22 protein-coding genes are annotated in these 21,260 nt (G+C 58.6%); 14 read left to right on the plus strand and 8 right to left on the minus strand.

The features are described 5' to 3' along the window. Positions 1-104 precede the first annotated feature (104 nt). Complete coding sequence (locus tag PFAS1_RS01480) at positions 105-1,445, plus strand: substrate-binding domain-containing protein (RefSeq protein WP_076027946.1); 1,341 nt, start codon at positions 105-107, stop codon at positions 1,443-1,445. A gap of 225 nt (positions 1,446-1,670) precedes the next feature. Here the strand turns inward: PFAS1_RS01480 and PFAS1_RS01490 are convergent, their stop codons facing one another. Both PFAS1_RS01490 and PFAS1_RS01495 read right to left on the minus strand, forming a co-directional pair. Next, positions 1,671-2,189 carry an ankyrin repeat domain-containing protein gene (locus PFAS1_RS01490; protein WP_056740408.1) on the minus strand — a complete coding sequence of 173 codons (519 nt, stop codon included), beginning with the start codon at positions 2,187-2,189 and terminating at the stop codon, positions 1,671-1,673. Between the two features lie 111 nt (positions 2,190-2,300). After that, entirely contained in the window at positions 2,301-4,139 is a 1,839-nt protein-coding gene (locus PFAS1_RS01495) for a long-chain-acyl-CoA synthetase (RefSeq protein WP_076027948.1), read from the minus strand. Positions 4,140-4,483: 344 nt separating this feature from the next. Here PFAS1_RS01495 and PFAS1_RS01500 point away from each other — a divergent pair, with 344 nt between their 5' ends. After that, positions 4,484-4,762, plus strand: coding sequence for a DUF3509 domain-containing protein (locus PFAS1_RS01500; protein WP_076027949.1), 279 nt, complete (start codon positions 4,484-4,486; stop codon positions 4,760-4,762). Between the two features lie 127 nt (positions 4,763-4,889). On the opposite strand, the gene PFAS1_RS01505 is transcribed toward PFAS1_RS01500, so the two are convergent. From PFAS1_RS01505 to aroC, 3 genes are all read right to left on the minus strand, one after another. Next, positions 4,890-5,435: a 1,2-dihydroxy-3-keto-5-methylthiopentene dioxygenase gene (locus PFAS1_RS01505; RefSeq protein WP_076027950.1), complete on the minus strand. Its 546-nt coding sequence runs from the start codon at positions 5,433-5,435 to the stop codon at positions 4,890-4,892. 112 nt (positions 5,436-5,547) lie between these two features. Further along, positions 5,548-6,693: an MFS transporter gene (locus PFAS1_RS01510; RefSeq protein ID WP_076027951.1), complete on the minus strand. Its 1,146-nt coding sequence runs from the start codon at positions 6,691-6,693 to the stop codon at positions 5,548-5,550. Between the two features lie 34 nt (positions 6,694-6,727). Then, positions 6,728-7,819 (minus strand): chorismate synthase, encoded by a 1,092-nt coding sequence (gene aroC, locus PFAS1_RS01515; RefSeq protein ID WP_074878277.1) that lies wholly within the window; start codon positions 7,817-7,819, stop codon positions 6,728-6,730. A gap of 83 nt (positions 7,820-7,902) precedes the next feature. Here aroC and PFAS1_RS01520 point away from each other — a divergent pair, with 83 nt between their 5' ends. Then, positions 7,903-8,901 carry an alpha/beta hydrolase gene (locus PFAS1_RS01520; protein WP_074878279.1) on the plus strand — a complete coding sequence of 333 codons (999 nt, stop codon included), beginning with the start codon at positions 7,903-7,905 and terminating at the stop codon, positions 8,899-8,901. 367 nt (positions 8,902-9,268) lie between these two features. Further along, positions 9,269-10,060 carry a hypothetical protein gene (locus PFAS1_RS01530; RefSeq protein ID WP_076027952.1) on the plus strand — a complete coding sequence of 264 codons (792 nt, stop codon included), beginning with the start codon at positions 9,269-9,271 and terminating at the stop codon, positions 10,058-10,060. A 116-nt stretch (positions 10,061-10,176) separates the two neighbouring features. Here the strand turns inward: PFAS1_RS01530 and prmB are convergent, their stop codons facing one another. Then, on the minus strand, positions 10,177-11,085 hold the full coding sequence (gene prmB, locus PFAS1_RS01535) for a 50S ribosomal protein L3 N(5)-glutamine methyltransferase (RefSeq protein ID WP_076027953.1): 909 nt from the start codon (positions 11,083-11,085) through the stop codon (positions 10,177-10,179). Positions 11,086-11,323: 238 nt separating this feature from the next. Between prmB and PFAS1_RS01540 the strand changes: the two genes are divergently transcribed. The 7 genes from PFAS1_RS01540 to PFAS1_RS01575 all read left to right on the plus strand — a co-directional run bounded on the left by PFAS1_RS01540 (position 11,324) and on the right by PFAS1_RS01575 (position 16,231). Beyond that, positions 11,324-11,914: a cysteine hydrolase family protein gene (locus tag PFAS1_RS01540; RefSeq protein ID WP_074878285.1), complete on the plus strand. Its 591-nt coding sequence runs from the start codon at positions 11,324-11,326 to the stop codon at positions 11,912-11,914. A gap of 131 nt (positions 11,915-12,045) precedes the next feature. Continuing rightward, positions 12,046-12,366 carry a hypothetical protein gene (locus PFAS1_RS01545; RefSeq protein WP_076027954.1) on the plus strand — a complete coding sequence of 107 codons (321 nt, stop codon included), beginning with the start codon at positions 12,046-12,048 and terminating at the stop codon, positions 12,364-12,366. Between the two features lie 75 nt (positions 12,367-12,441). After that, positions 12,442-12,999, plus strand: coding sequence for a Smr/MutS family protein (locus PFAS1_RS01550; protein ID WP_046047498.1), 558 nt, complete (start codon positions 12,442-12,444; stop codon positions 12,997-12,999). Between the two features lie 108 nt (positions 13,000-13,107). Further along, positions 13,108-13,842 (plus strand): XRE family transcriptional regulator, encoded by a 735-nt coding sequence (locus PFAS1_RS01555; protein ID WP_076027955.1) that lies wholly within the window; start codon positions 13,108-13,110, stop codon positions 13,840-13,842. Positions 13,843-14,140: 298 nt separating this feature from the next. Then, positions 14,141-14,815 carry a polysaccharide lyase family 7 protein gene (locus tag PFAS1_RS01560; RefSeq protein ID WP_076031482.1) on the plus strand — a complete coding sequence of 225 codons (675 nt, stop codon included), beginning with the start codon at positions 14,141-14,143 and terminating at the stop codon, positions 14,813-14,815. A 398-nt stretch (positions 14,816-15,213) separates the two neighbouring features. Beyond that, complete coding sequence (gene folE, locus PFAS1_RS01570; protein WP_207250594.1) at positions 15,214-15,759, plus strand: GTP cyclohydrolase I FolE; 546 nt, start codon at positions 15,214-15,216, stop codon at positions 15,757-15,759. A 100-nt stretch (positions 15,760-15,859) separates the two neighbouring features. Next, complete coding sequence (locus tag PFAS1_RS01575) at positions 15,860-16,231, plus strand: glutathione S-transferase N-terminal domain-containing protein (RefSeq protein ID WP_074878295.1); 372 nt, start codon at positions 15,860-15,862, stop codon at positions 16,229-16,231. A gap of 165 nt (positions 16,232-16,396) precedes the next feature. Here the strand turns inward: PFAS1_RS01575 and PFAS1_RS01580 are convergent, their stop codons facing one another. Beyond that, positions 16,397-17,563 (minus strand): aminotransferase-like domain-containing protein, encoded by a 1,167-nt coding sequence (locus PFAS1_RS01580; protein ID WP_076027956.1) that lies wholly within the window; start codon positions 17,561-17,563, stop codon positions 16,397-16,399. Positions 17,564-17,644: 81 nt separating this feature from the next. Here PFAS1_RS01580 and PFAS1_RS01585 point away from each other — a divergent pair, with 81 nt between their 5' ends. The 3 genes from PFAS1_RS01585 (at position 17,645) to PFAS1_RS01595 (ending at position 20,462) form a co-directional block, all read left to right on the plus strand. Continuing rightward, entirely contained in the window at positions 17,645-18,091 is a 447-nt protein-coding gene (locus PFAS1_RS01585) for a MarR family winged helix-turn-helix transcriptional regulator (protein WP_076027957.1), read from the plus strand. A 315-nt stretch (positions 18,092-18,406) separates the two neighbouring features. Further along, positions 18,407-19,756: an NCS2 family permease gene (locus tag PFAS1_RS01590; protein WP_076027958.1), complete on the plus strand. Its 1,350-nt coding sequence runs from the start codon at positions 18,407-18,409 to the stop codon at positions 19,754-19,756. A 79-nt stretch (positions 19,757-19,835) separates the two neighbouring features. Continuing rightward, a complete protein-coding gene (locus PFAS1_RS01595) occupies positions 19,836-20,462 on the plus strand; it encodes a LysE family translocator (RefSeq protein WP_074878299.1) in 627 nt (208 codons plus the stop codon). A 205-nt stretch (positions 20,463-20,667) separates the two neighbouring features. On the opposite strand, the gene uraH is transcribed toward PFAS1_RS01595, so the two are convergent. Beyond that, a complete protein-coding gene (gene uraH / locus PFAS1_RS01600) occupies positions 20,668-21,021 on the minus strand; it encodes a hydroxyisourate hydrolase (protein WP_076027959.1) in 354 nt (117 codons plus the stop codon). Positions 21,022-21,260: the final 239 nt, after the last annotated feature.

Below are 21,260 nucleotides of genomic sequence, written 5' to 3' on the forward strand. Positions count from 1 at the left end.
CGTTCCCACGCTCTGCGTGGGAACGATCCGTCACACCCTGTCATCTTTCAGAAACCTTACTGACTTATTCTCCCGGCACTTCCTTTGGCTTATAAGGTGCCGGCATGACGCTGCGCGTGTTGTTCCTGTCGATGCTGTGCGCCTGGCTGCCGCTGACGGCTTCGGCTGGCGCATTGCCGACGCCCAAGACTGGCCCGGTGCTGCGCATCCAGGGTTCCAACACCATTGGCGCGGCACTGGGCCCGGCGCTGGTTGAAGGGTTGATGCGCGAACAGGGCCTGCTCAAGGTTCACAGCGAGGCCCCGGACAAAGCCAACGAACTGCGCGTCATCGGTGAAACTGATCAGGGCCGCCGGGTCGCGGTGGATATTGCGGCCCACGGTTCCAGTACCGGTTTCACCGCCCTGAAAACCGCCACCGCCGACCTCGCCGCCTCCTCGCGTCCGATCAAGGACAGCGAACGGGCAGACCTCGCACGCTTGGGCGATTTTAAAAGCGCCGGCGCCGAGCAGGTCATCGCCATCGACGGCCTGGCGATCATCCTTCATCCGCAAAATCCATTAAGTGAACTGAACACCGAACAACTGGCGCGAATCTTCAGCGGCGAAGCAAAAACCTGGGAAGAACTCGGCGGCAGCGGTGGGACGATTCATCTCTATGCGCGGGATGACCAATCGGGCACCTACGACACGTTCAAGGAATTGGTCCTCAGTCGTCGTGGGAAAACGCTGAGCAGCGCTGCGAAACGGTTCGAATCCAGCGAGCAATTGTCCGACGCGGTTAGCCTGGACCCGCAAGGGATCGGCTTCATCGGCCTGCCTTACGTGCGTCAGGCCAAAGCCGTGGCGATTGCCGATGGCCAATCCCAAGCCATGTTGCCGCTCAACAGCTTGATCGCCACGGAAGACTATCCATTGTCGCGCCGGCTGTTCTTTTACCTACCGCCCAACGGCAAAAACCCTTGGGCCGCCGCATTGGTGGCGTTTGCCCAAAGCAGCAAAGGTCAGGCGATTGTCGCGGCCAATGGTTTTATCGCCCAGACCGTCCAGGCCATGACGGTCACGCCAAATGCATTGATGCCGGAGGGTTATCAGGCGCTCAGTCGCCATGCCCAGCGCCTGACCGTTAATTTCCGTTTCGAAGAAGGCAGTGCGATGCTGGACAACAAGGCGCGGCAGGACCTGTCGCGGGTGCTCGACTATATACAGCAGCACGAGAAGACCAATCGGCAGGTGACACTGGTGGGGTTTGGCGACGCCAAAAGTGATCCGGCGCGGGCCGATCTGCTGTCGAAACTGCGCGCCATGGCGGTGCGGCGGGAACTGGTGAAAAGCGGCGTGGTGTTTCGCGAGATTCGTGGTTTTGGCGCCGAGATGCCGGTGGCGGCCAATAGCGCAGATGAAGGACGAATCAAGAATCGGCGGGTTGAGGTTTGGGTGTATTGATGCCTCGGCTGATTCAGAAACACCCTTTGCGGTAAGTGGGCGTCCTGTGGCGAGGGGGCTTGTCGGAACGCCGCACCGTCCCGTTCGGCTGCGAAGCAGTCGTAAAACCGATGAATGCAGTCTTCCTGAAAAACGCGGGCAACCGGTTTGGGGCGGCTTCGCCACCCAACGGGGGCAAGCCCCCTCGCCACAGGTTTTCGTTTGCCTCAAGAATTCCTTGAGCCGTTAGCCAAGCAGTTTCTGCAACTGCGCCGTGGTATCCACCGCGCCCATGGTCTTGGCGGCATCCAGCGCAGACACGCCATTGGCGTCCTTGGCTTTCGGGTCGGCGCCTTTGCTGATCAGGTAGTCGACAATTTCCACGCGATTGAACATCGCCGCCATCATCAGCGCAGTGCGACCGTCGAAGGACGAACCTTCCACTTGCGCGCCGCCTTCAACCAGTGCCTTGACCACCGCCAGATCACCCTTGAACGCCGCGCCGGCAATCGGGCTCTGGCCGTTGTCGTTACGGATTTCCGGGTCGGCCTTGTGTTCGAGCAGGACTTTCACCGTCTCCACATGGCCGTGGTAAGCGGCCAGCATCAGCAGCGTATCGCCCTTGTGGTTACGCAGGTTCGGCGGCAGGCCCTTGGTCAACAGCGCAGCCATCATGGCCGCATCGCCCTCACGCGCCTTGTTGAATACCTGTTCGGCAAATTCAGCGGCTTCTTCGGGGGACATCTGGCGGCTTTGGTCGGACATTGGGCACTCCACGTTCTGTTATTCGCAAAGCCGACAGTTTCCCGAGCAGCCCCGAGGCTGTCACTTCTTTTTTCTCATGGACGGCCATAGCCACATTCAATAGCGCTGCATTCAATAACGAAAAGCGCCGCCGTGAATATCCGCCAGCAACTGCGGAGTGACCTGCACGTAAGTCTGGGTCCCTGGCAGCCAGGCATAGATCGGATCATCACCGGTCTTGCCGGGGTCGAAGGCTTCATCCTTGAGCCGGGTCTTCTGATATTTGAAAGTACCGGTAGTCTCCATTTTCACTTTCACCCGCAGGAACAACGGCACCGCATAGGCGGGCATTTGCTCACGGGCGAACGCCAGCAGTTCACTGAAATCCAGGGTCGCCAGGGACTCGGCTGGCGTTATCGCCGCCATCCCGGCACGCCCGTTGGTGTTGCGGATTTCCACGCCGTAGGCCACGGCTTCGGAAATATGCGGGTGTTGCAAAAGAAGGTTCTCGACTTCGGTGGTCGAGACGTTTTCGCCCTTCCAGCGGAAGGTATCTCCCAGCCGGTCAACAAATTGCGCGTGACCGAAACCGATGTTGCGCAGCAGGTCACCGGTATTGAAGTAACGGTCGCCCTTCTTGAACACGTCGTGCAACACAACCTTTTCGGTCTTCTGCGGATCGGTGTAGCCGTCCAGCGGTGCCTTGTCATCGATCTTCGCCAGCAACAGCCCCTGCTCGCCTTTGGCGACTTTGCGCATGAATCCGCTGGCATCCCGAATCGGCGCGCCGCTGTCGTGGTCGTAGGCCGCCAACTCCCATGACATCAGGGAAAAACCGACGGTGTTGTCAAAGTTGAGGATGTTAGTGAAGCCGATGTTGCCGTCGCTGGCGGCGTACAGCTCACAGATATGGTTGACCCCGAATCGTGTCTTGAACTCGCCCCATGCGCCGGGGCGCAGGCCATTGCCGATCATCTTCGTCACGCGGTGCTGGCTGTCGTCGGCGCTGGGCGGTTGATCCACCAGGTAGCGGCACAATTCACCGACGTAACCGAGGGTGGTCGCGCGGTACTTGCGCACGTCGCTCCAGAACTGACTCGCGCTAAACTTGCGGCGAATGGCAAAGCCCGAGGCGCCACTGATTGCCGAGCCCCAGCACACGCACAACCCGGTGGCGTGATAGAGCGGCAAGGTGCAATAGACGACATCCTCCGGGCGCATATTCAGGGCGATCAGGCCGAAACTCGTGGAGCTGCGCATCCAGCGGCCGTGCTTGAATACCCCGGCCTTGGGCAAGCCGGTGGTGCCCGAGGTGTAGATATAGAAACAAGGGTCGTCGAAAAAAACCTGCTGACTGCTGGCGGGGTTGGCGCTGGAGCTGTCGGCACTGGCGGTCATCAGGTTGATGAACCCGTCGGGCGCAATGCCCGGATGACTGAAGGTGTCTCGATCAGCGACAAACCAGCTGCGCGTCGCCTCGATCGACACCCGTTCGCGAACCGCCGAAAACGCCGGCACCAACTCTTCTCCGACGATGATCGCCGCGGGTGCCACCAGGTTCAGGCTGTGAGCCAGGGTATCGCGGGTCTGAGAAGTATTGAGCAAGGCACTGATCGCGCCGACCTTGGCCACTGCCAGGATCGTCACCAGCAGTTCCGGGCGATTCTCGATAAAGACCGCCACCACATCGCCCTTGCGGATGCCTTGGGCAATCAGATGATGGGCAATGCGATTGGCCCATTGGTTGACCTGAGCATACGTAAGCGCCACTTCGCCCTGCAGCAATGCCGGGCCATCGGGATTGCGCAACGTCGCTTGCTCGAAGCTCCAGCCCAGGCCACACGGTTGGGTCGGGTCCTTGACGTTGGCGGCTTTCATGCCCTTCACCACACGCGGAATGGCTTTGGCAATGGAAGGCAGCTTGCGGAGCATCATGCTCCAGGTAATCGTGTCGTTTGGCGTGCGGCTCATGGTTGCTCCCGGTCGATCTTTTTATTGTTCGGGCGGCGTTGATTGAGGCCGAAAATACGTCAGCGGTTCCTGAGCTGTACACGCGGTTTTTGAAATGATTTGTATCCACGTCTGCGGCATTCGTAATCGCGAGCTTGTGCCGGGCAATTGGTTCCATCGAATCGATGTCGACCACGCAAAATGCAGGATGCACGATGGCCATTCATGCAGATTGCACGAAAGTGCGAAAACACTGAAAAACTAACTTGTTGATATATAAGTATTTTTAAAAAATCAGGTGCTGGCACAATCACTGCAACTACCTCTGCATGCTTGCCATTCAAGAGCTAACGGAGCTGATAGACATGAACCTGATACAAGAAAAATTTTCGTCCCTGTTCTCCAACTTCGAAGTGACCACCCAGCCACGTCCGGATGGTGGCATTTTGCTGACCTTGAGCAGCGCCGACGGCAAAGTCTTCAAACGCTCGATTTCCTACCAGCAACTGCATGCAGGTGATCAGCTGTCCTGGGTGATCAGCGCCATTCGCCGTGACATCGCCGAACAGGCCAGCGAACTGCCGCAGATTTCCATGCTGCAAAGCCAGCAACGGTTTGCCCTGCCGACGTATCACTCGGCTTAAACCGTTCCGGGGCTGTAACCAAACAGGCCGTGAGAGCTTTCGCTCCACGGCCTGTTTTGTTTCTGACGTTGCGCAATCCCTGCTTCTGATCTTCGATCCCTGATCTCAGCTCCTACAGGGCATCGCCTCAGTCTTCAAGACGCGGGAAACGACTGGCGATGTCTTCGCCGGTGAAATTGGCCACCCAGCCGTCAGGGTTGTTGAACAAGCGGATCGCGATGAAATGCGGATGCTCGCCCATGTCGAACCAATGCCGGGTGCCAGCCGGTACCGAGATCAGGTCGTTTTTCTCACAAAGCACCGCGTAGACGTAATCGCCGATGTGCAGGGAAAACAAGCCACGCCCGGCGACGAAAAATCGTACTTCGTCTTCGCCATGGCAATGTTCGTCGAGAAATCTGGCGCGCAATTCGGCTTTTTGCGGGTGATCGCTGTTCAGGCTGATGACATCGACTGTGATGTAACCACGTTCGGTCATCAGCTTGTCTATTTGCTCCTGGTAAGCGGCGATCACTTCTTCCTGACTGGCGCCGGGCTGGATTTTCGCCGCGGCTTGCCAGCGGTCAAAACGCACACCCTGCTCGGCCAGGGTCGAAGCGATGTCTTCGACATGCGTCAGCACCTTGTTAGGCAAGTCAGGGCTTGAGACGTGGTAAACGGACAGGCTGCTCATTTGGCAACTCCTTAACGGTTCAGCTTTTTATGGTTCAAGAGTGAGCGCATCTTCAACTCGCACTCGAACAAAAATTCAAAGGCCTCGATCTGCCGCAGCGCACGCGCAAGGCTCACGGTCTGTCCTCTTGCATGCGTGTGGCAATAATAACGGCTGCCGCGAAGGCTGCGAGGCTGGCAATACTAAAGGTCAATGCGGGGCCGAGGGCATTCCAGCTATAGCCGGAATACAACGCACCCAGTGCGCCGCCGGTGCCGGCCAGTGCGGCGTACAACGCCTGGCCCTGCCCTTGTTGGCGCGCGCCGAAGCTACGTTGCACGAACTGGATGGCTGCCGCGTGAAAGCTGCCGAAGGTCGCCGCGTGCAGCACCTGGGCAAACAACAGCACCCAAAGGAACTCCGCGAACGAACCGAGCAACAACCAACGCAACGCCGCCAGCAGAAAACTTGCCAGCAGCACCCGTCGCACGGAGAAGCGCGCGAGGATCTTGCTCATGGCCAGAAACATCAAGACTTCGGCGACCACACCGACCGCCCAGAGCATGCCGATCAGCCCACGGCTGTACCCGAGTCGCTCCAGGTGCAAGGTCAGGAAGGTGTAATAAGGACCGTGGCTCATTTGCATCAGCGCTACGCAACCGTAAAACGCCAACACCCCGGGACTGCGCAACTGCCTGAGAAAACCGTCCCCCGCCGGTCGTTCACCCTGAACCGGTTGAGCGTTGGGCACCCACAGGCTGCTCACCACGATCCCGGCCATGATCAGCACCAGCGTCAGCGGATAGATATCCAGGCTCAACCCTTCGAACAGCCGTCCGAGCGCGACCACGGTAATGATGAAACCGATGGAACCCCACAGGCGGATCTGACTGTAGCGGTTAGTCTGGCCCTGCAAGTGCGCCAAGGTGATGACTTCGAACTGCGGCAACACCGCGTGCCAGAAAAACGCGTGCAAGGCCATGACCATCGCCAGCCAGGCGTAGGTCTTGCTGATGAAGATCAGCGAGAACGTCAGCAGCGTGCAGACTGCACCGAAGCGCACGATGGCCAGGCGTCGGCCGGTGTAATCACCGAGCCAGCCCCAGATATTCGGCGCCACGCAGCGCATCAGCATCGGGATCGCCACTAGCTCGCCGATGCGCGCGCTGGAAAAGCCCAGGTGATCGAAGTACAGCGCCAGAAACGGCGCTGTCGAACCGAGCAAGGCGAAATAGAACAGATAGAAACTGGAGAGCCGCCAGTACGGGAGCGCCGCCACTGTCCTTAGACCGCAGCGGCTGTGAGGTCAGCCATTAAAGCTGACCCAGCACCGGCGTGCTCACGCGCACGTCCAGGTTCTGCCCACGGTGACGCAACAGGTGATCCATCAGCACGATGGCCATCATCGCTTCGGCGATCGGTGTGGCGCGGATGCCGACGCACGGGTCGTGGCGCCCCTTGGTGATGACGTCCACCGGGTTGCCATGGATGTCGATGGAACGACCCGGCGTGGTGATGCTCGAGGTTGGCTTGAGCGCCAGGTGCGCGACGATCGGCTGACCCGACGAAATGCCACCTAAAATGCCGCCCGCGTTGTTGCTGAGGAAACCTTGCGGGGTCATTTCATCGCGGTGCTCGGTGCCGCGTTGGGCAACGCTGGCGAAACCGGCGCCGATTTCCACGCCTTTGACCGCGTTGATGCTCATCAGCGCGTGAGCGAGTTCGGCATCGAGACGGTCGAAGATCGGCTCGCCAAGGCCCGGCATTACCCCTTCGGCGACTACGGTGATCTTCGCGCCAACCGAATCCTGGTCGCGACGCAACTGGTCCATGTAGGCCTCCAGCTCCGGGACTTTGTCGGGATCAGGGCTGAAGAAGGCGTTCTCCTCCACCGAATCCCAGGTCTTGAACGGGATTTCGATCGGGCCGAGCTGGCTCATGTAGCCACGAATGACGATGCCCTGAGTGGCCAGGTATTTTTTCGCAATCGCACCGGCCGCCACGCGCATGGCCGTTTCACGGGCCGAGCTGCGACCGCCGCCACGGTAATCGCGCTCGCCATATTTGTGGTGATAGGTATAGTCGGCGTGGGCCGGGCGGAACAGGTCCTTGATCGCCGAGTAATCCTTGGACTTCTGGTCGGTGTTGCGGATCAGCAGGCCGATGGCGCAACCGGTGGTGCGCCCTTCGAACACGCCGGAGAGGATTTCGACTTCGTCGGCTTCCTGGCGCTGGGTGGTGTGGCGGCTGGTGCCGGGTTTGCGGCGATCCAGGTCACGCTGCAGATCCTCCAGGGAGATCTCCAGGCCCGGCGGGCAGCCGTCGACAATGGCGACCAACGCCGGACCATGGCTTTCGCCCGCGGTGGTGACAGTGAACAGCTTGCCGTAGGTATTGCCGGACATGCAGGACGCTCCGTGAATTCGAACCAAATACGTAATGCGCGCCAGTATACGCAGGCTACCCAAGTAGTTCATCCTCGAACCTTATGGGTGCCTGCGAGTCCAACCGGCATCTTGTTCATGATGGCGTGATGATGCTGCGAGTTATTGCCTTGAGCCTTACCCTCTTTACCGGCTTTGTACAGGCCACTGTCCTGCAACGCCCGATCACGTTGGACACCGGCACCGGCGAGCTTTTCGGCTCGTTATTGCTGCCCAAGTCCGACACGCCGGTACCGGTTGTCCTGATCATTTCTGGCTCCGGTCCTACAGATCGTGACGGAAACAACCCCGACGGCGGACGCAACGACAGCCTCAAGCGTCTCGCTTGGGTGCTGGCCAAACACAACATCGCCAGCGTGCGTTATGACAAACGCGGCGTGGCGGCGAGCCTTGCGGCAACCCCGGATGAACGAAACCTGTCGGTTGAAGCCTACGTGGCCGACGCCGAGGCCTGGGGCCGGAAGCTCAAATCCGACCCGCGTTTTGGCCAGTTGATCCTGCTGGGCCACAGCGAAGGCGCCTTGATCGCCAGCCTCGCGGCGCCGAGCCTGGACGCCGCCGCGGTCATTTCCATGTCCGGCAGCGCCCGGCCGATCGATCAGGTACTGCGCCAGCAATTGAGCAATCGCCTGCCGCCACCGCTGATGCTGCGCAGCAATGAACTGCTCGACAGCCTCAAGGCCGGCCGCACCGACGACAACGTGCCGCCGCAGTTGCAGGTGATTTTCCGCCCGAGCGTGCAGCCGTATCTGATTTCATTGTTCCGCCAGGACCCGGCGGCAGCATTCGCCAAGTTGAAGATGCCGGCGCTGATCATCCAGGGCAGCAATGACATCCAGGTCGGTGTCGGTGACGCCAGGCTGTTGAAGGCGGCCAAACCGGACGCCGAACTGGCGCTGATCGAAGGCATGAACCACGTGATGCGCATCGTGCCCAACGATGTAAAACGGCAATTGGCCTCTTACAAGGATCCGCAATTGCCACTGGCGGCCGAACTCGGCACGCGAATCCTCGGGTTTATTGACGGACTTCGCGCCAGTTAAGCGGGGTCAGGGGGCGTTCTCAACTAGTTTTCACGCCGCGTTGTCGCCTTAAAGCGGGCCAGGCAAGGCGCAGGCCGCTGGTAATGGTTGTTCCCTTTCCAAGGCCTGCAACGCAGCCTGGCCCGCTTTAAGGCACAACCCGAAGGGCCGGGCCTGCTGTTGTGCAGGGCTGCGTTGCTCGAAGCTTGTTTGGAATGACCAAACCACGCTTCTCGCGCCTTGCCCTGCACAACAGCAGACCCGGCGCGGCGTGAAAACTAGTTGAGAACGCCCCCTAGCCCTCCAGTCCTGAAAAAAACGGCCGATAAGCCTTTGTCGCCAGCGCTAAGACTGGCGACAAGCAGAGCTTGGACAGGATCTCGCCGTTATGACTGATACCCAGACTTCACCCGACACCACTGCTGAAAAAGACGCTCCACCAGTGGTCGAGCTGCCGTGGGCGGACGTCCACGCCGAGCACCACAAGATGCTCCGTCTGGCGCCATTGAAAACCGACCGCAACACCGGTGGACGGCCGCTGCGCTTTGTTGAATTCGGTTACGCCGAGCGCAACAACAAGGAACACAGCCTGATGCGCATGAGCATTGCGCTGCCCGGCCAGCGTGTGCGCAAGGAACAGAATCATCTGGACGTGTGGGTCGATCACGCCACCAAGCGTGTGCATTTTGGGCCTGACAGCGGTTTGCAGATCGAACCGATGAACCGTGGCATCGGTCGCTTCATGGCCGCTCAGGGCATTACCTGGGCGAAAAAGAGATGGCCCGGCTACACCGTCGACGGCACCGACCTGAACAATAAGGATGCGCTGAACGAAGACACTCGCCTGCGCCGCGATCACTTCTTGCGAATGCATGGTTTCGACGTGATCTACGCCGACGCCCAGCATTTGAAGGGCAGCGTCAAAGAAGTGCAGGTCGGCGACCTGTTGAGTGACTGGAGTACGGAAAAACTGCAGATCGTGGAAATTCTCGAGGCGGCGCAGATGCTCCAGCAGGCCGAGCAAAATCTCGCCGAGCAGGAAGTCAAACTGAAGAAACACGAAGAAAAGGTCAGCAAGTACAAGCGCGAAGACGCCGGACTGCGCTTTACCATTACCTGTCTGGTGGCATTTGCGGTGTTTCAGGCGGGGTTGTTGATCTGGATTGCCACGCACCGCTGACTGATCGTTCCCACGCTCCGCGTGGGAATGCAGCCCGGGACGCTCCGCGTCCCAAAGCGGACGCAGAGCGTCCATTGAGGCATTCCCACGCAGAGCGTGGGAACGATCATTACGGGTTAAACGCGAGAAGCAAACAGCGCCTGATGGTTGCGGCACTGTTCCGCCGTCAGCATGAACACGCCATGCCCACCGCGCTCGAAATCAAGCCAGGCGAAATCGACTTCCGGGTACAGCGCCGAGACGTGAACCTGGCTGTTGCCCACTTCGACAATCAGCAAGCCTTTCTCGGTCAGGTGATCCGCCGCTTCGGCGAGCATGCGACGCACCAGGTTCAAGCCATCATCACCGCAGGCCAGGCCGAGCTCCGGTTCGTGCTGGTATTCGTCCGGCATGTCGGCGAAATCTTCCGCATCGACGTAAGGCGGGTTCGACACGATCAGGTCGAAACGCTGACCCGGTAAACCATCAAATCCGTCGCCCTGAACCGTGTACACCCGCTCATCGACGCCATGACGCTCGATATTCTGGTTGGCCACTTCCAGTGCTTCGAACGACAGGTCGGCCAGCACCACTTCGGCGTTCTGGAACTCGTAGGTACAGGCGATACCGATGCAGCCGGAACCGGTGCACAGGTCGAGAATCCGCGCAGGTTCGGCGCCCAGCCATGGCTCGAAACGTTTTTCGATCAGCTCGCCAATCGGCGAACGCGGGATCAATACGCGCTCATCGACAATGAACGACATGCCGCAAAACCACGCTTCACCCAACAGGTAGGCGGTAGGGATACGTTCTTCGATACGGCGCTTGAGCAAGCGTTGCAGCTTGACCAGCTCGTCTTCTTCAAGATTGCAGTCGAGGTAGCTGTCGGCGATTTCCCACGGCAAGTGCAAGGCACCCAACACCAACTGACGCGCTTCGTCCCAGGCGTTGTCGGTCCCATGGCCGAAAAACAGATCCTCCCCATGGAAGCGGCTGACGGCCCAACGGATATGGTCACGCAGGGTACGAAGTCGGGAAGTGATCACGGGGCAAACTCCAAAAAAAACGACTGGCGATTCTAACAGCCAAAACGCGTCTCGACGACGCGGGAAAACTACCGAGGCGAATGTAGGACTATTCTGTTTTTTCAGCTGGCTATTGAACAAAACGAGCCTATTGACAAGGCTGCGAGCCAGCAAAGACGGCGCCTACGATGGTAGCGATTCACAGAAGCGCTCAGCCAGAGGACAATGTCGCAAAAGCCCCACTCGAAGGAGCCCCAGAATGTCCGTTCCAAAAACGATGTTTCAACTCAGCGGCCGCGGTTACGCGGCAGCCGTTCTGAGTCATGCGACCCTTGTCATCATCGATGCCCAGAAAGAATACCTCAGCGGCCCATTGGCCTTGAGCGGTATGGATGCTGCCGTCGCGAACATCAAGCAACTGGTGGCCGCTGCCCGTGCAGCCGGTCGGCCGATCGTGCATGTCCATCACCTCGGCACCGTCGGTGGGCTGTTCGATCCACAAGGTGAGCGCGGTGAATTCATCCCGGGCCTGGAACCACAGGGCGACGAAACCGTCATCGGTAAATTGCTACCGAGTGCGTTCCACGGCACCGAACTGCTGGAACGCCTGCAGAACCTCGGCTCGCTGGACCTGATCGTATGCGGCTTCATGAGCCACTCCAGTGTCAGCACCACGGTGCGCGCTGCGAAGAACCTGGGCTTTCGTTGCACGCTGGTAGAAGACGCCTGCGCGACCCGCGACCTGCCTTACAAGGGCGGCGTCCTGAGCGCAGCCCACGTTCAGCAGACGGAAATGGCTATCATGGCGGACAACTTCGCCACCCTCGCGCAGACTCACGAACTGATCTGATCGACGCTCGATGAGCGGTGCATGCCGCCGCTCATCCGCAAAAGCCTATCATTTGCTGTAATTGTCTTAGCCTCAGGAACATCCCGGTCAACTCCCGGTCGAAGGGCCGATACCCATTGAGGAAGGTCGGAATGAAGTTATCCGATGGTTTTGACGCTCGCCGCTTGCGGCCCAAAGGCCAACGCAACTGGCGTTTTCGAATCGGCGCGGCATTTGCGGCCGTGCTGTCGATGTGCGGCGTGTTGATGGCGATGGCAGGCGCCGCCAGCCTGCTTGGCCATGCCCCCGCCCTCGGCGAGTTGAATACCAACCGGGTCGGGTCGGCAGTGATTCTGGCGATTGGCCTGTTCGTGCTGTACCTCGGCGTGTGGCTGTGGCGCCGCTGCCGTCGCCGCGCGCGGCAGTCGCAAGCGCTGAACATCTCCCCGCATTTGATGAAAAAGCACGACTGAGCCGAGTGCCGTGCGTTTTCTCGCGCCCCATTCGTCTCGAGTTGGGTAAACTGGCCGCCCTTCGCGGAGGCTGACATGCAAGACGACGATTTTTCCCTGTTCAAAAGCGCGATCCAAGGCGTCAAGCCGATCAAACACGATCGCGCCGAAACCGGCAAACCCAAAGCTGACCGCGCGCAAATCGCCAAGTTGCGTCAGGCCGCCACTGTGCGCACCGACGCCACCACCGTTGACGGGCTGTCCGATCAGTTCGTTATCGATGTTGGCCCGGAAGACGAGCTGATGTGGGCACGTGACGGCGTTCAGGAAAGCCAGATGCGCAAGCTCAAGATCGGCCAGATCCCATTCGAAGGCAGCCTCGACCTCCATGGCATGAGCGTGGAAAAGGCCCGGGAAACCCTCTGGGAGTTTCTGGCCGAAGCGACCAAATTCGAAATCCGCTGCGTGCGCGTCACCCACGGCAAGGCAGTGCGTCTGGACGGCAAGCGACCGATGATCAAAAGCCACGTCAACACCTGGCTGCGCCAACATTCACAAGTGCTCGGTTTCACCTCGTGCCAAGCTAAACACGGCGGCGCCGGAGCAGTTTATGTGATGCTCAAACGGACCATGATGGAAGGTCGTGACGAGTAAAGCGGTCGCCTTGTAAATGCACTCATAACACCCAGGACGGGAATATCCATAGCACGTTGTAGAGATAACGATTTGCAATGATATAGGAGCCCCCGTAATACTCCGCAGATGGAATTCAAAGAACGACTCAAAGCAGCCCGCCAATACGCCAAGCTCAATCAGACCGAGCTTGCCGCGCGCGCAGGCCTGACGCAAACCTCAATCTCCGATCTTGAGCGCGGGAAATCGAAGGCAACAGCCTTCGCTGCCCAGATCGCTTCAGTATGTGGCGTTTCACCGATGTGGCTGGCTGAAGGTGTCGGGGACATGCTTAACGGGGTGTCCGATACGGTTCAGTTGAATCGCCCTGCTCCAAGCGTTGCAATGTCAGACATTCAGCCTTGGGACGACAGCACGCCCCTGGATGACGACGAGGTGTATGTCCCCTTCCTGCGTGAAGTTGAGCTGGCGGCCGGTTCAGGCCGTTTCGTGATCGCGGAAAACGACAGCGCCAGGCTGCGTTTCTTCAAGAAAGACCTGCGTCATAACAACGTGCAGTTCAACCATGCCAAGTGCGTACTGGTGAGCGGAAACAGCATGATCCCGGTACTGCGCGACGGCGCTACCGTTGGCCTGAACGTCGCAAAGAACTCGCTCGGCGATATCGTCGATGGCGAGATGTACGCGATCAATCACAACGGTCAGCTGCGCGTGAAACAAGTCTACCGACTGCCCAGCGGGATCCGCCTGCGCAGCTTCAACCGTGACGAGCATCCGGACGAGGACTACACCTTCGCCGAAATCCAGGAGCAGCAGATTGCAATCCTGGGTCATGTCTTTTGGTGGGCGATGTATTCACGGTGAACCAAGTTGCAGTGACTCGGGAACGTCCAGTGCCATGACGTTCGACGCCATCCAAGAGTAGCCCGCCAAGCGCGGGCTTTTTTTGTATTTGGAATATAGGCGTCGAATAAAATATGGGAATGCCCATTGACATGAAATATGGGAACGCCCATATTTGTATCCGGGCCAACGGAAATCGATCGGAAGCTGCCAGGCATCACTTCTGCCCATTTACTGAGTGGGCAGAAGGATGCAGGCCTGCATCAAACGCAAGGCTCACCAGAGCAAAAAACGACATCAATGGACTGAGGCAAAAACCATGACTGTAGACATCAGCAACTTCACCATCGCTACCCCGCTTCCTATCTCCGACACCAACCCGATTGCGCTTGAGCTCATCGGCTGGCGCGCACTGATCGAATGCCCCGACGTCATCTCAATGCTTGACGATGGTTCGGTGCAGATGACGGCGCCGACACTTGGAGCCTCGAGCAAAAGCACGCTACGAACCCGCTGCGAGTGGAAAGAGCCAGGTTACTGGCTGTTCTCCAGCGCAGCGGACCACTGGAACCGCCAGGAAATGCGACTGACCAAAGTCAACTCGCTGCAGAAAGTCGTGATCGGCCAGATTCATGTGAAGGGTTCAGAACGACCTCCGGTAAAGGTGTTCTGGAACAAAGGAAAAATCACCATGGGGTTCCGGTCAAGCTACCTCCAGGACGATCCGGTCAACTCGACGGTTTTGGAGAACGTGCCGCTCGGTGCACTTTTCAAAATCAACATTCACGCCAACTCGAGCGGCGCCGTCTCTGTATCGGCTAGCTGTAACGGCGTTAAATCCACTTCCGCGATCATGCGCCTCGACAACACCTGGGACACGAAAACACTCGCCTTCCACGGTGGCGTGTACAACCAGATCGATTACTCCGACACCACCGACCCGCTAGATGGTTCGGTCTGCATCATCAGCGATCTGTCGATCACTCACGTCTGATACGACCTGCTTCGGCCTGATGAGTCATGACAGGCTTCAGGAAAGCATCACTGCTGCACCTTGGCGACAGGGTGTAGCGGGATGCGGATAAAATCCGCCTGGCCAGTGGAACCGACAAACACTTCCGCGCCGCACTGGCCGAAATGTCGCTTCGCGCCCGTCGGCATACAACTGCCGGCACACATACGCTACCATGTGCCTCATGTCGGGGATGAACCCTGCGTTTATTGCCACTCAGCTCGGTCATGGCGTTCAGATGTTGCTATCGACCTCCGCCCGATGGATCAACTCCAGCATCGACTGGTGTGAACTCGGGACGCTTGAAAAGAGCTTGATTGGTACACAATTGGTACAGACAGAAACAGTACCCCTCTGAAACCCTTATGGAATCAGCCTCTGTGACACTGGAACAGAACTACACCGCGATTCTCGGCCAATTGGGCGAGGACGCCTCCCGCGAGGGCCTGCTCGACACGCCAAAACGTGCCGCCAAAGCCATGCAGTACCTCTGCCGCGGTTATGCACAGACACTGGAAGAGGTCACCAACGGTGCCTTGTTCAGCTCCGACAACAGCGAAATGGTGCTGGTGAAGGACATCGAGCTCTATTCGTTGTGCGAACATCACCTGCTGCCGTTTATCGGCAAGGCTCACGTCGCCTACATCCCGAGCGGCAAGGTATTGGGCCTGTCGAAAGTCGCGCGGATCGTCGACATGTACGCACGCCGCCTGCAGATCCAGGAAAATCTCAGCCGCCAGATCGCCGATGCGGTCCAGCAAGTCACCGGCGCCCTGGGCGTTGCAGTGGTGATCGAGGCCAAGCACATGTGCATGATGATGCGCGGTGTGGAGAAACAGAATTCGACGATGATCACGTCGGTGATGCTGGGTGAGTTCCGCGAAAACGCGGCCACCCGTAGCGAGTTTCTCAGCCTGATCAAGTAATTCGCAGCAGAAGAAAACCGGCATTCATCGCCGGTTTTTTTTCGCCTGCGAAAATCAGGTAAGCTGCGCGCCTTCTGTTTGCCCCTGTGAGGCTTATACCGTGTTCGTTAAAGCGCTTCGTGTCGGCCTTGGCCAACTGATCATCTTCATCGACTTCATCACCCGCCCAAGCAAAAAGCAGCGCCCCGCCGAGGTTCAGGCTCAGGTCAACACGGCCGCCAAGGACCTGACCCTGTATCAGTTCCACGCTTGCCCCTTCTGCGTGAAAACCCGCCGCACCCTGCGCCGCTTGAACGTACCGGTGGCGTTGCGCGACGCGAAGAACAACGAACAGGATCGCCAGACCCTGCTGGAACAGGGCGGCAAGATCAAAGTTCCATGTCTGCGCATCGAAGAGAACGGCCAGACCACCTGGATGTACGAATCCAAGGTGATCATCGATTATCTGGACAAGCGGTTTGCCGCGGCCTGAGTTTTTTGTGGCGTGATTGATGGCTTCTCCGCGAGCAAGCCTCGCTCCTACAGGTATTCGCTAGCCCGTGTAGGAGCAAGGCTTGCCCGCGAAGGCGCCCGCCAGGCGCCACAAAATCCAGACCAAAATAAACCGGCTCTAGAGCCGGTTTGTTTGTTTCTACCTTCAGGCTGCTTTTGCCGCCTGAGCCTGACGCACCACCGCAGCCAATCGCTTGAGCCCTTCGTCCAGCCGTGCCGGGTCAATGTGGCTGAAGTTCAGGCGCAAATGCCCCGGATTGCTGTCCGGTTCAGGGAAGAACGGCTCGCCCGGCATGAACGCCACATCCGCTGCCAGTGCAGCCTTGAGCAACGTACGCGTGTCCAGCGGCTGCTTGAGTGTCAGCCAGAAAAACAGCCCACCCTGCGGCACGTTCCAGTCCGCAAAATCTGCAAAATGCGTTTCCAGGGCTGACTGGAACGCGTCTCGACGAACCCGGTAGAAGTCCCGCAGCTCGCTCAAGTGATGCTGGAATTTGTCGGTGCCGATCCATTGCAGCGCTTGCCACTGACCCACGCGATTGGTGTGCAGGTCGGCCGATTGCTTGAGTTTCAGCAAGTGCGGGAAGAGATCCGGACTGGCGATCAGATAACCGACTCGCAGTCCGGGCAACAGGGTTTTCGACACGGTGCCGGTGTAGATCCAGCTGGCCTTTTTCAAGCGACTGACGATCGGCGTGGCGCTGCCGCCATCAAACGTCAGCTCGCGGTAAGGCTCGTCTTCGATCAAGGTCACGCCGAACTCATCCAGCAAGGCGGCCACGGCATCGCGCTTGGCTTCGCTGTAGCGCACGGCCGATGGATTCTGAAAAGTCGGAATCAGGTAGATGAACGCCGGACGGTGTTTTTCCAGACGAGTACGCAGTTGAGCCAGGTTCGGACCATCAGCCTCCAGCGGGACAATGATGCAGTCGGCGCCGAACAGCTGAAAAATCTGCAACGCCGCCAGATAAGTCGGCGCCTCGAGCAAAATCTCGGTGCCGTTGTCGATGTACAGCTTGGCCGCCAGATCGAGGGTTTGCTGGGAGCCGCTGACCACCAACACCTGACTCGCGTCGCAAGGTAAGCCCAGCGCCCGAGCCTCTGCTGCCAACGCTTCACGCAGCGCCGGCTCACCTTCGCTCATGCCGTATTGGCCCATGGACAGCGGCATGTCGGCCCACTCGACTTTCGGCAGCATGGCTTCGGCCGGCAAGCCACCGGCGAACGACATCACTTCCGGGCGCTGGGCAGCGGCGAGGATTTCACGGATCAAAGAACTTTTAAGGCGCGAGACACGTTCGGAAAATGCCATGGGGTCACCGGTAGCGAGGCCTGAGGAAAATGAGTCAAACTAGTTGACCAAAATTACGACAGACCGAACGGATACGTCAATATGCTTGACCTTAAAAACCCCGCGACTCAGCAACAAGCGATGGAAGCGTTTTTCTTCGGTTACCAGGCGTTCACCGCGAAGGCCGACGAAATGCTCGAGCGTCGTGGCTTGAGCCGGGTGCATCAACGCATTGTGTTTTTCATCGCGCGCTACCCGAACTTGAGCGTCAAGGAGTTACTGGCGTTGCTTGGGGTGACGAAGCAGGCGCTGAATATTCCACTGCGTCAGTTGGTGGAAATGCATCTGGTAAACAGTGTCGCGTCCGAAACCGACAAGCGTAAGCGGTTGTTGGAACTCACCGACGATGGCGCGCGGTTTGAGCAGTCGTTGCGCCGTGAACAGGTGAAATTGCTGGAGCGGGTGTTTGCCGAGGCTGGGGAGACGGCGGTGAATGGGTGGTTGGCGGTGAATCTGGCGCTGGGTAAAGCCCAGGTCTTTCCTGACTGATCGTTCCCACTCTCTGCGTGGGAATGCATCCCGTGACGCTCTGCGTCACATCAACGGCGGACGCAGAGCGTCCATGGCGGCATTCCCACGCAGAGCGTGGGAACGATCGTCTATAGCCGATATATCCCGATCAACAAACTTTTCGTCTACAAAATCAAAAACATTATTTGCTTTATTTGTATACAAAAGCATAATCCACTTCGTGCGAGTTCCTGACCAAGCAGTCAACAAATTCGCAAGCACCTCAAAGGGTCGCTGCCACCCTCATGGGTCCGGCCCTGGAAATAACAATAAAACTCTTGAGGAGTACTCGCTGTGGAAAGCCGCAAATCCGAAGCCCCGACGCTGGAACTCTCGCCGCCAATACGCAATGGCTGGCTGGAGCGCATCTTCAAACTCAGCTTGCATGGCACCACGGTGAAGACCGAGCTGATTGCCGGCCTGACAACCTTCATCACCATGGCCTACATCATCTTCGTCAACCCCAACATCATGGCCGATGCCGGGATCGATCACGGTGCCGCGTTCGTCGCCACCTGCATCGCCGCCGCACTGGGTTGCCTGTTGATGGGTCTGTACGCCAACTGGCCGGTCGGGCTCGCGCCGGGCATGGGCCTCAACGCCTTCTTCACTTACACCGTGGTCGGCACCATGGGTTACAACTGGGAAACCGCCCTTGGCGCGGTGTTTGTTTCCGGTGTGTTGTTCATGTTTCTGACTTTTTCGCGGATCCGCGAATGGCTGCTCAATAGCATCCCGGTGAGTTTGCGCTTTGCCATGGGTGCCGGCGTGGGCTTGTTCCTGGGGCTGATAGGTTTGAAAACCGCGGGCATCGTGGTTGATAGCCCGGCTACCCTGATCAAGCTCGGCTCCCTGCGCGAACCTGGCCCGCTGCTGGCCGCCATCTGCTTCCTGATGATCGCCGTACTCAGCTACCACAAAGTGTTTGGCGCGATTCTCATCAGCATCATCACCGTCACCCTGGCGGGCTGGGGCCTGGGCCTGGTGAACTACGAGGGCATCATGTCCGCCCCGCCGAGCCTGGCACCCACCTGGATGGCCATGGACGTCGCCGGTGTATTCAATATCAGCATGATCAGCGTGGTGCTGGCCTTCCTCTTCGTGCACATGTTCGACACCGCCGGCACCCTGATGGGCGTCGCCCAGCGCGCCGGTCTGGTGAATGCTGACGGCAAGATCGAAAACCTCTCCCGCGCCCTCAAAGCCGACAGTGCTTCCAGCGTATTCGGTGCGGTGGTCGGTGTTCCGCCAGTCACCAGCTACGTGGAAAGTGCCGCGGGTGTCGCCGCGGGTGGTCGGACTGGTCTTACCGCTGTGACCGTAGGTGTGCTATTTATTGCCGCAATGTTTTTCGCACCGCTGGCTGGCATGATCCCCGCTTACGCCACCGCCGGTGCGCTGATTTATGTGGCGATGCTGATGATGGGCGGCATGGCGCATATCGAATGGGACGAGGCGACCGACAGCATTCCGGCGATCGTTACCGCGATCATGATGCCCCTGACCTTCTCGGTCGCCGACGGCATTGCGCTGGGCTTTATCACTTACGTGGTGCTGAAGGCTTTCACCGGTAAGCACAAGGAAATTTCCGTCAGTCTGTGGGTGCTCTGCGCGATCTTCATCGCCAAGTTCATTTTCTTGTAAGCCGTCTGCGTTTCGAAAACAGTGTTTCAAAACAGCCTCACCCCGTCGGGTGAGGCTTTTGTGCAAATGGAGGAAAGTGATGAGTCTGGAAACCTGGCTGCTGTTCAGCGGCGCTGCGCTGGTGGTGATCCTGATCCCGGGGCCACTGTCTTTGCTGATGATCAGCAACAGTCTGAATTACGGTTTGCGCCGTTCTTACCCGGCGTTTCTGGGGGGCGTAATTGCGTCGATCTGCTTGCTCAGTGCGTCGGCGCTGGGTTTAGGCGCCTTGCTGTTGGCATCGGAACAGTTGTTCAGCGCGCTGAAGGTCGTCGGGGCGCTGTACCTGTTCTACCTGGCCTGGCAGAGCTGGCAGCAATCGCGTCTGCCCTCCCACGGCGCTGAAGTGCCCCAGGCTGCCCCAGTGCCACGCTTTCGCGCACTGTTCGGGCGCGCGTTCATGTTGGGCGCCAGCAACCCGAAAGACATCCTGTTCTTCGCCGCTTTCCTCCCGCAGTTCCTCAGTGCCGAGCAGCCATTCCTGCCGCAGTTGCTGGTGATGATTGTGACCTGGACCGTGCTGGATCTGCTGTGCAAGTTGGCTTATGGGTTGGGTGCCCATGGTGCGGCGCGGTATTTGCGCAGCGGCAAGGGGCAGAGTTGGTTTAACCGGGTGAGTGCCGGGTTGTTCAGTGGTGCGGGCGCGGCATCCTTGTTGAGCCGCTAAACAGCAAAAGCTTCGCGAGCAAGCCCGCTCCCACATTGGATCATCGTCGAACACAAATACTATGTTCACTGAAGATCCAGTGTGGGAGCGGGCTTGCTCGCGAAGGGGCCCTTCCAGATACCACACTTCTGACAGGCAAAAAAAAGCCCGCAGTGTGAGCGGGCGAAAGACCAAAGAAGCTTTATGCGCAGATTCTTGGGGGAGTCTAGCTTCCTCTGTAGGTCGAATAGCTATAAGGCGAAATCAGCAACGGCACATGGTAGTGATCCTGCTCGGCAGAGATGCCAAAACGCAGCACCACCACATCCAGGAATGCGGGTTCTGGCAGCTGAACGCCACGGGCGCGGTAGTAATCGCCCGCATGAAACTGAACCTGATAGACCCCGGACCGGTAGTCATCGCCTTGCAGCAGCGGGGAATCGACCCGGCCGTCGCTGTTGGTTATCGCAGTGGCGACCAATTCCAGCTGCGAACCTTCAACGCGGTACAACTCGACCTTGATCGAGCTGCCCGGGCAACCATGTGCAGCGTCTAAAACGTGAGTAGTCAAACGTCCCATTGATTCTGCGCGCCTGCCTGCATGGAGCAGTCAGACCTCGCGCCTCCCGAAGTCAGTTGAAAAGGAGACCGCACCGATTCGGAGCACGAAACGTTGCGGCGAGCGACTGATTAAGACACTTTTCAAAAAAATTGTACACAATAAAAACAACATATTTACCGCCATCCCCGTCATTCAGGAATTGCCGCTGAATCTGCCACTGAGCCATAGAGCCAAAGGACCTTTCATCTATTAGCTGA

Source organism: Pseudomonas frederiksbergensis (assembly GCF_001952935.1).
GTDB lineage: Bacteria > Pseudomonadota > Gammaproteobacteria > Pseudomonadales > Pseudomonadaceae > Aquipseudomonas > Aquipseudomonas frederiksbergensis.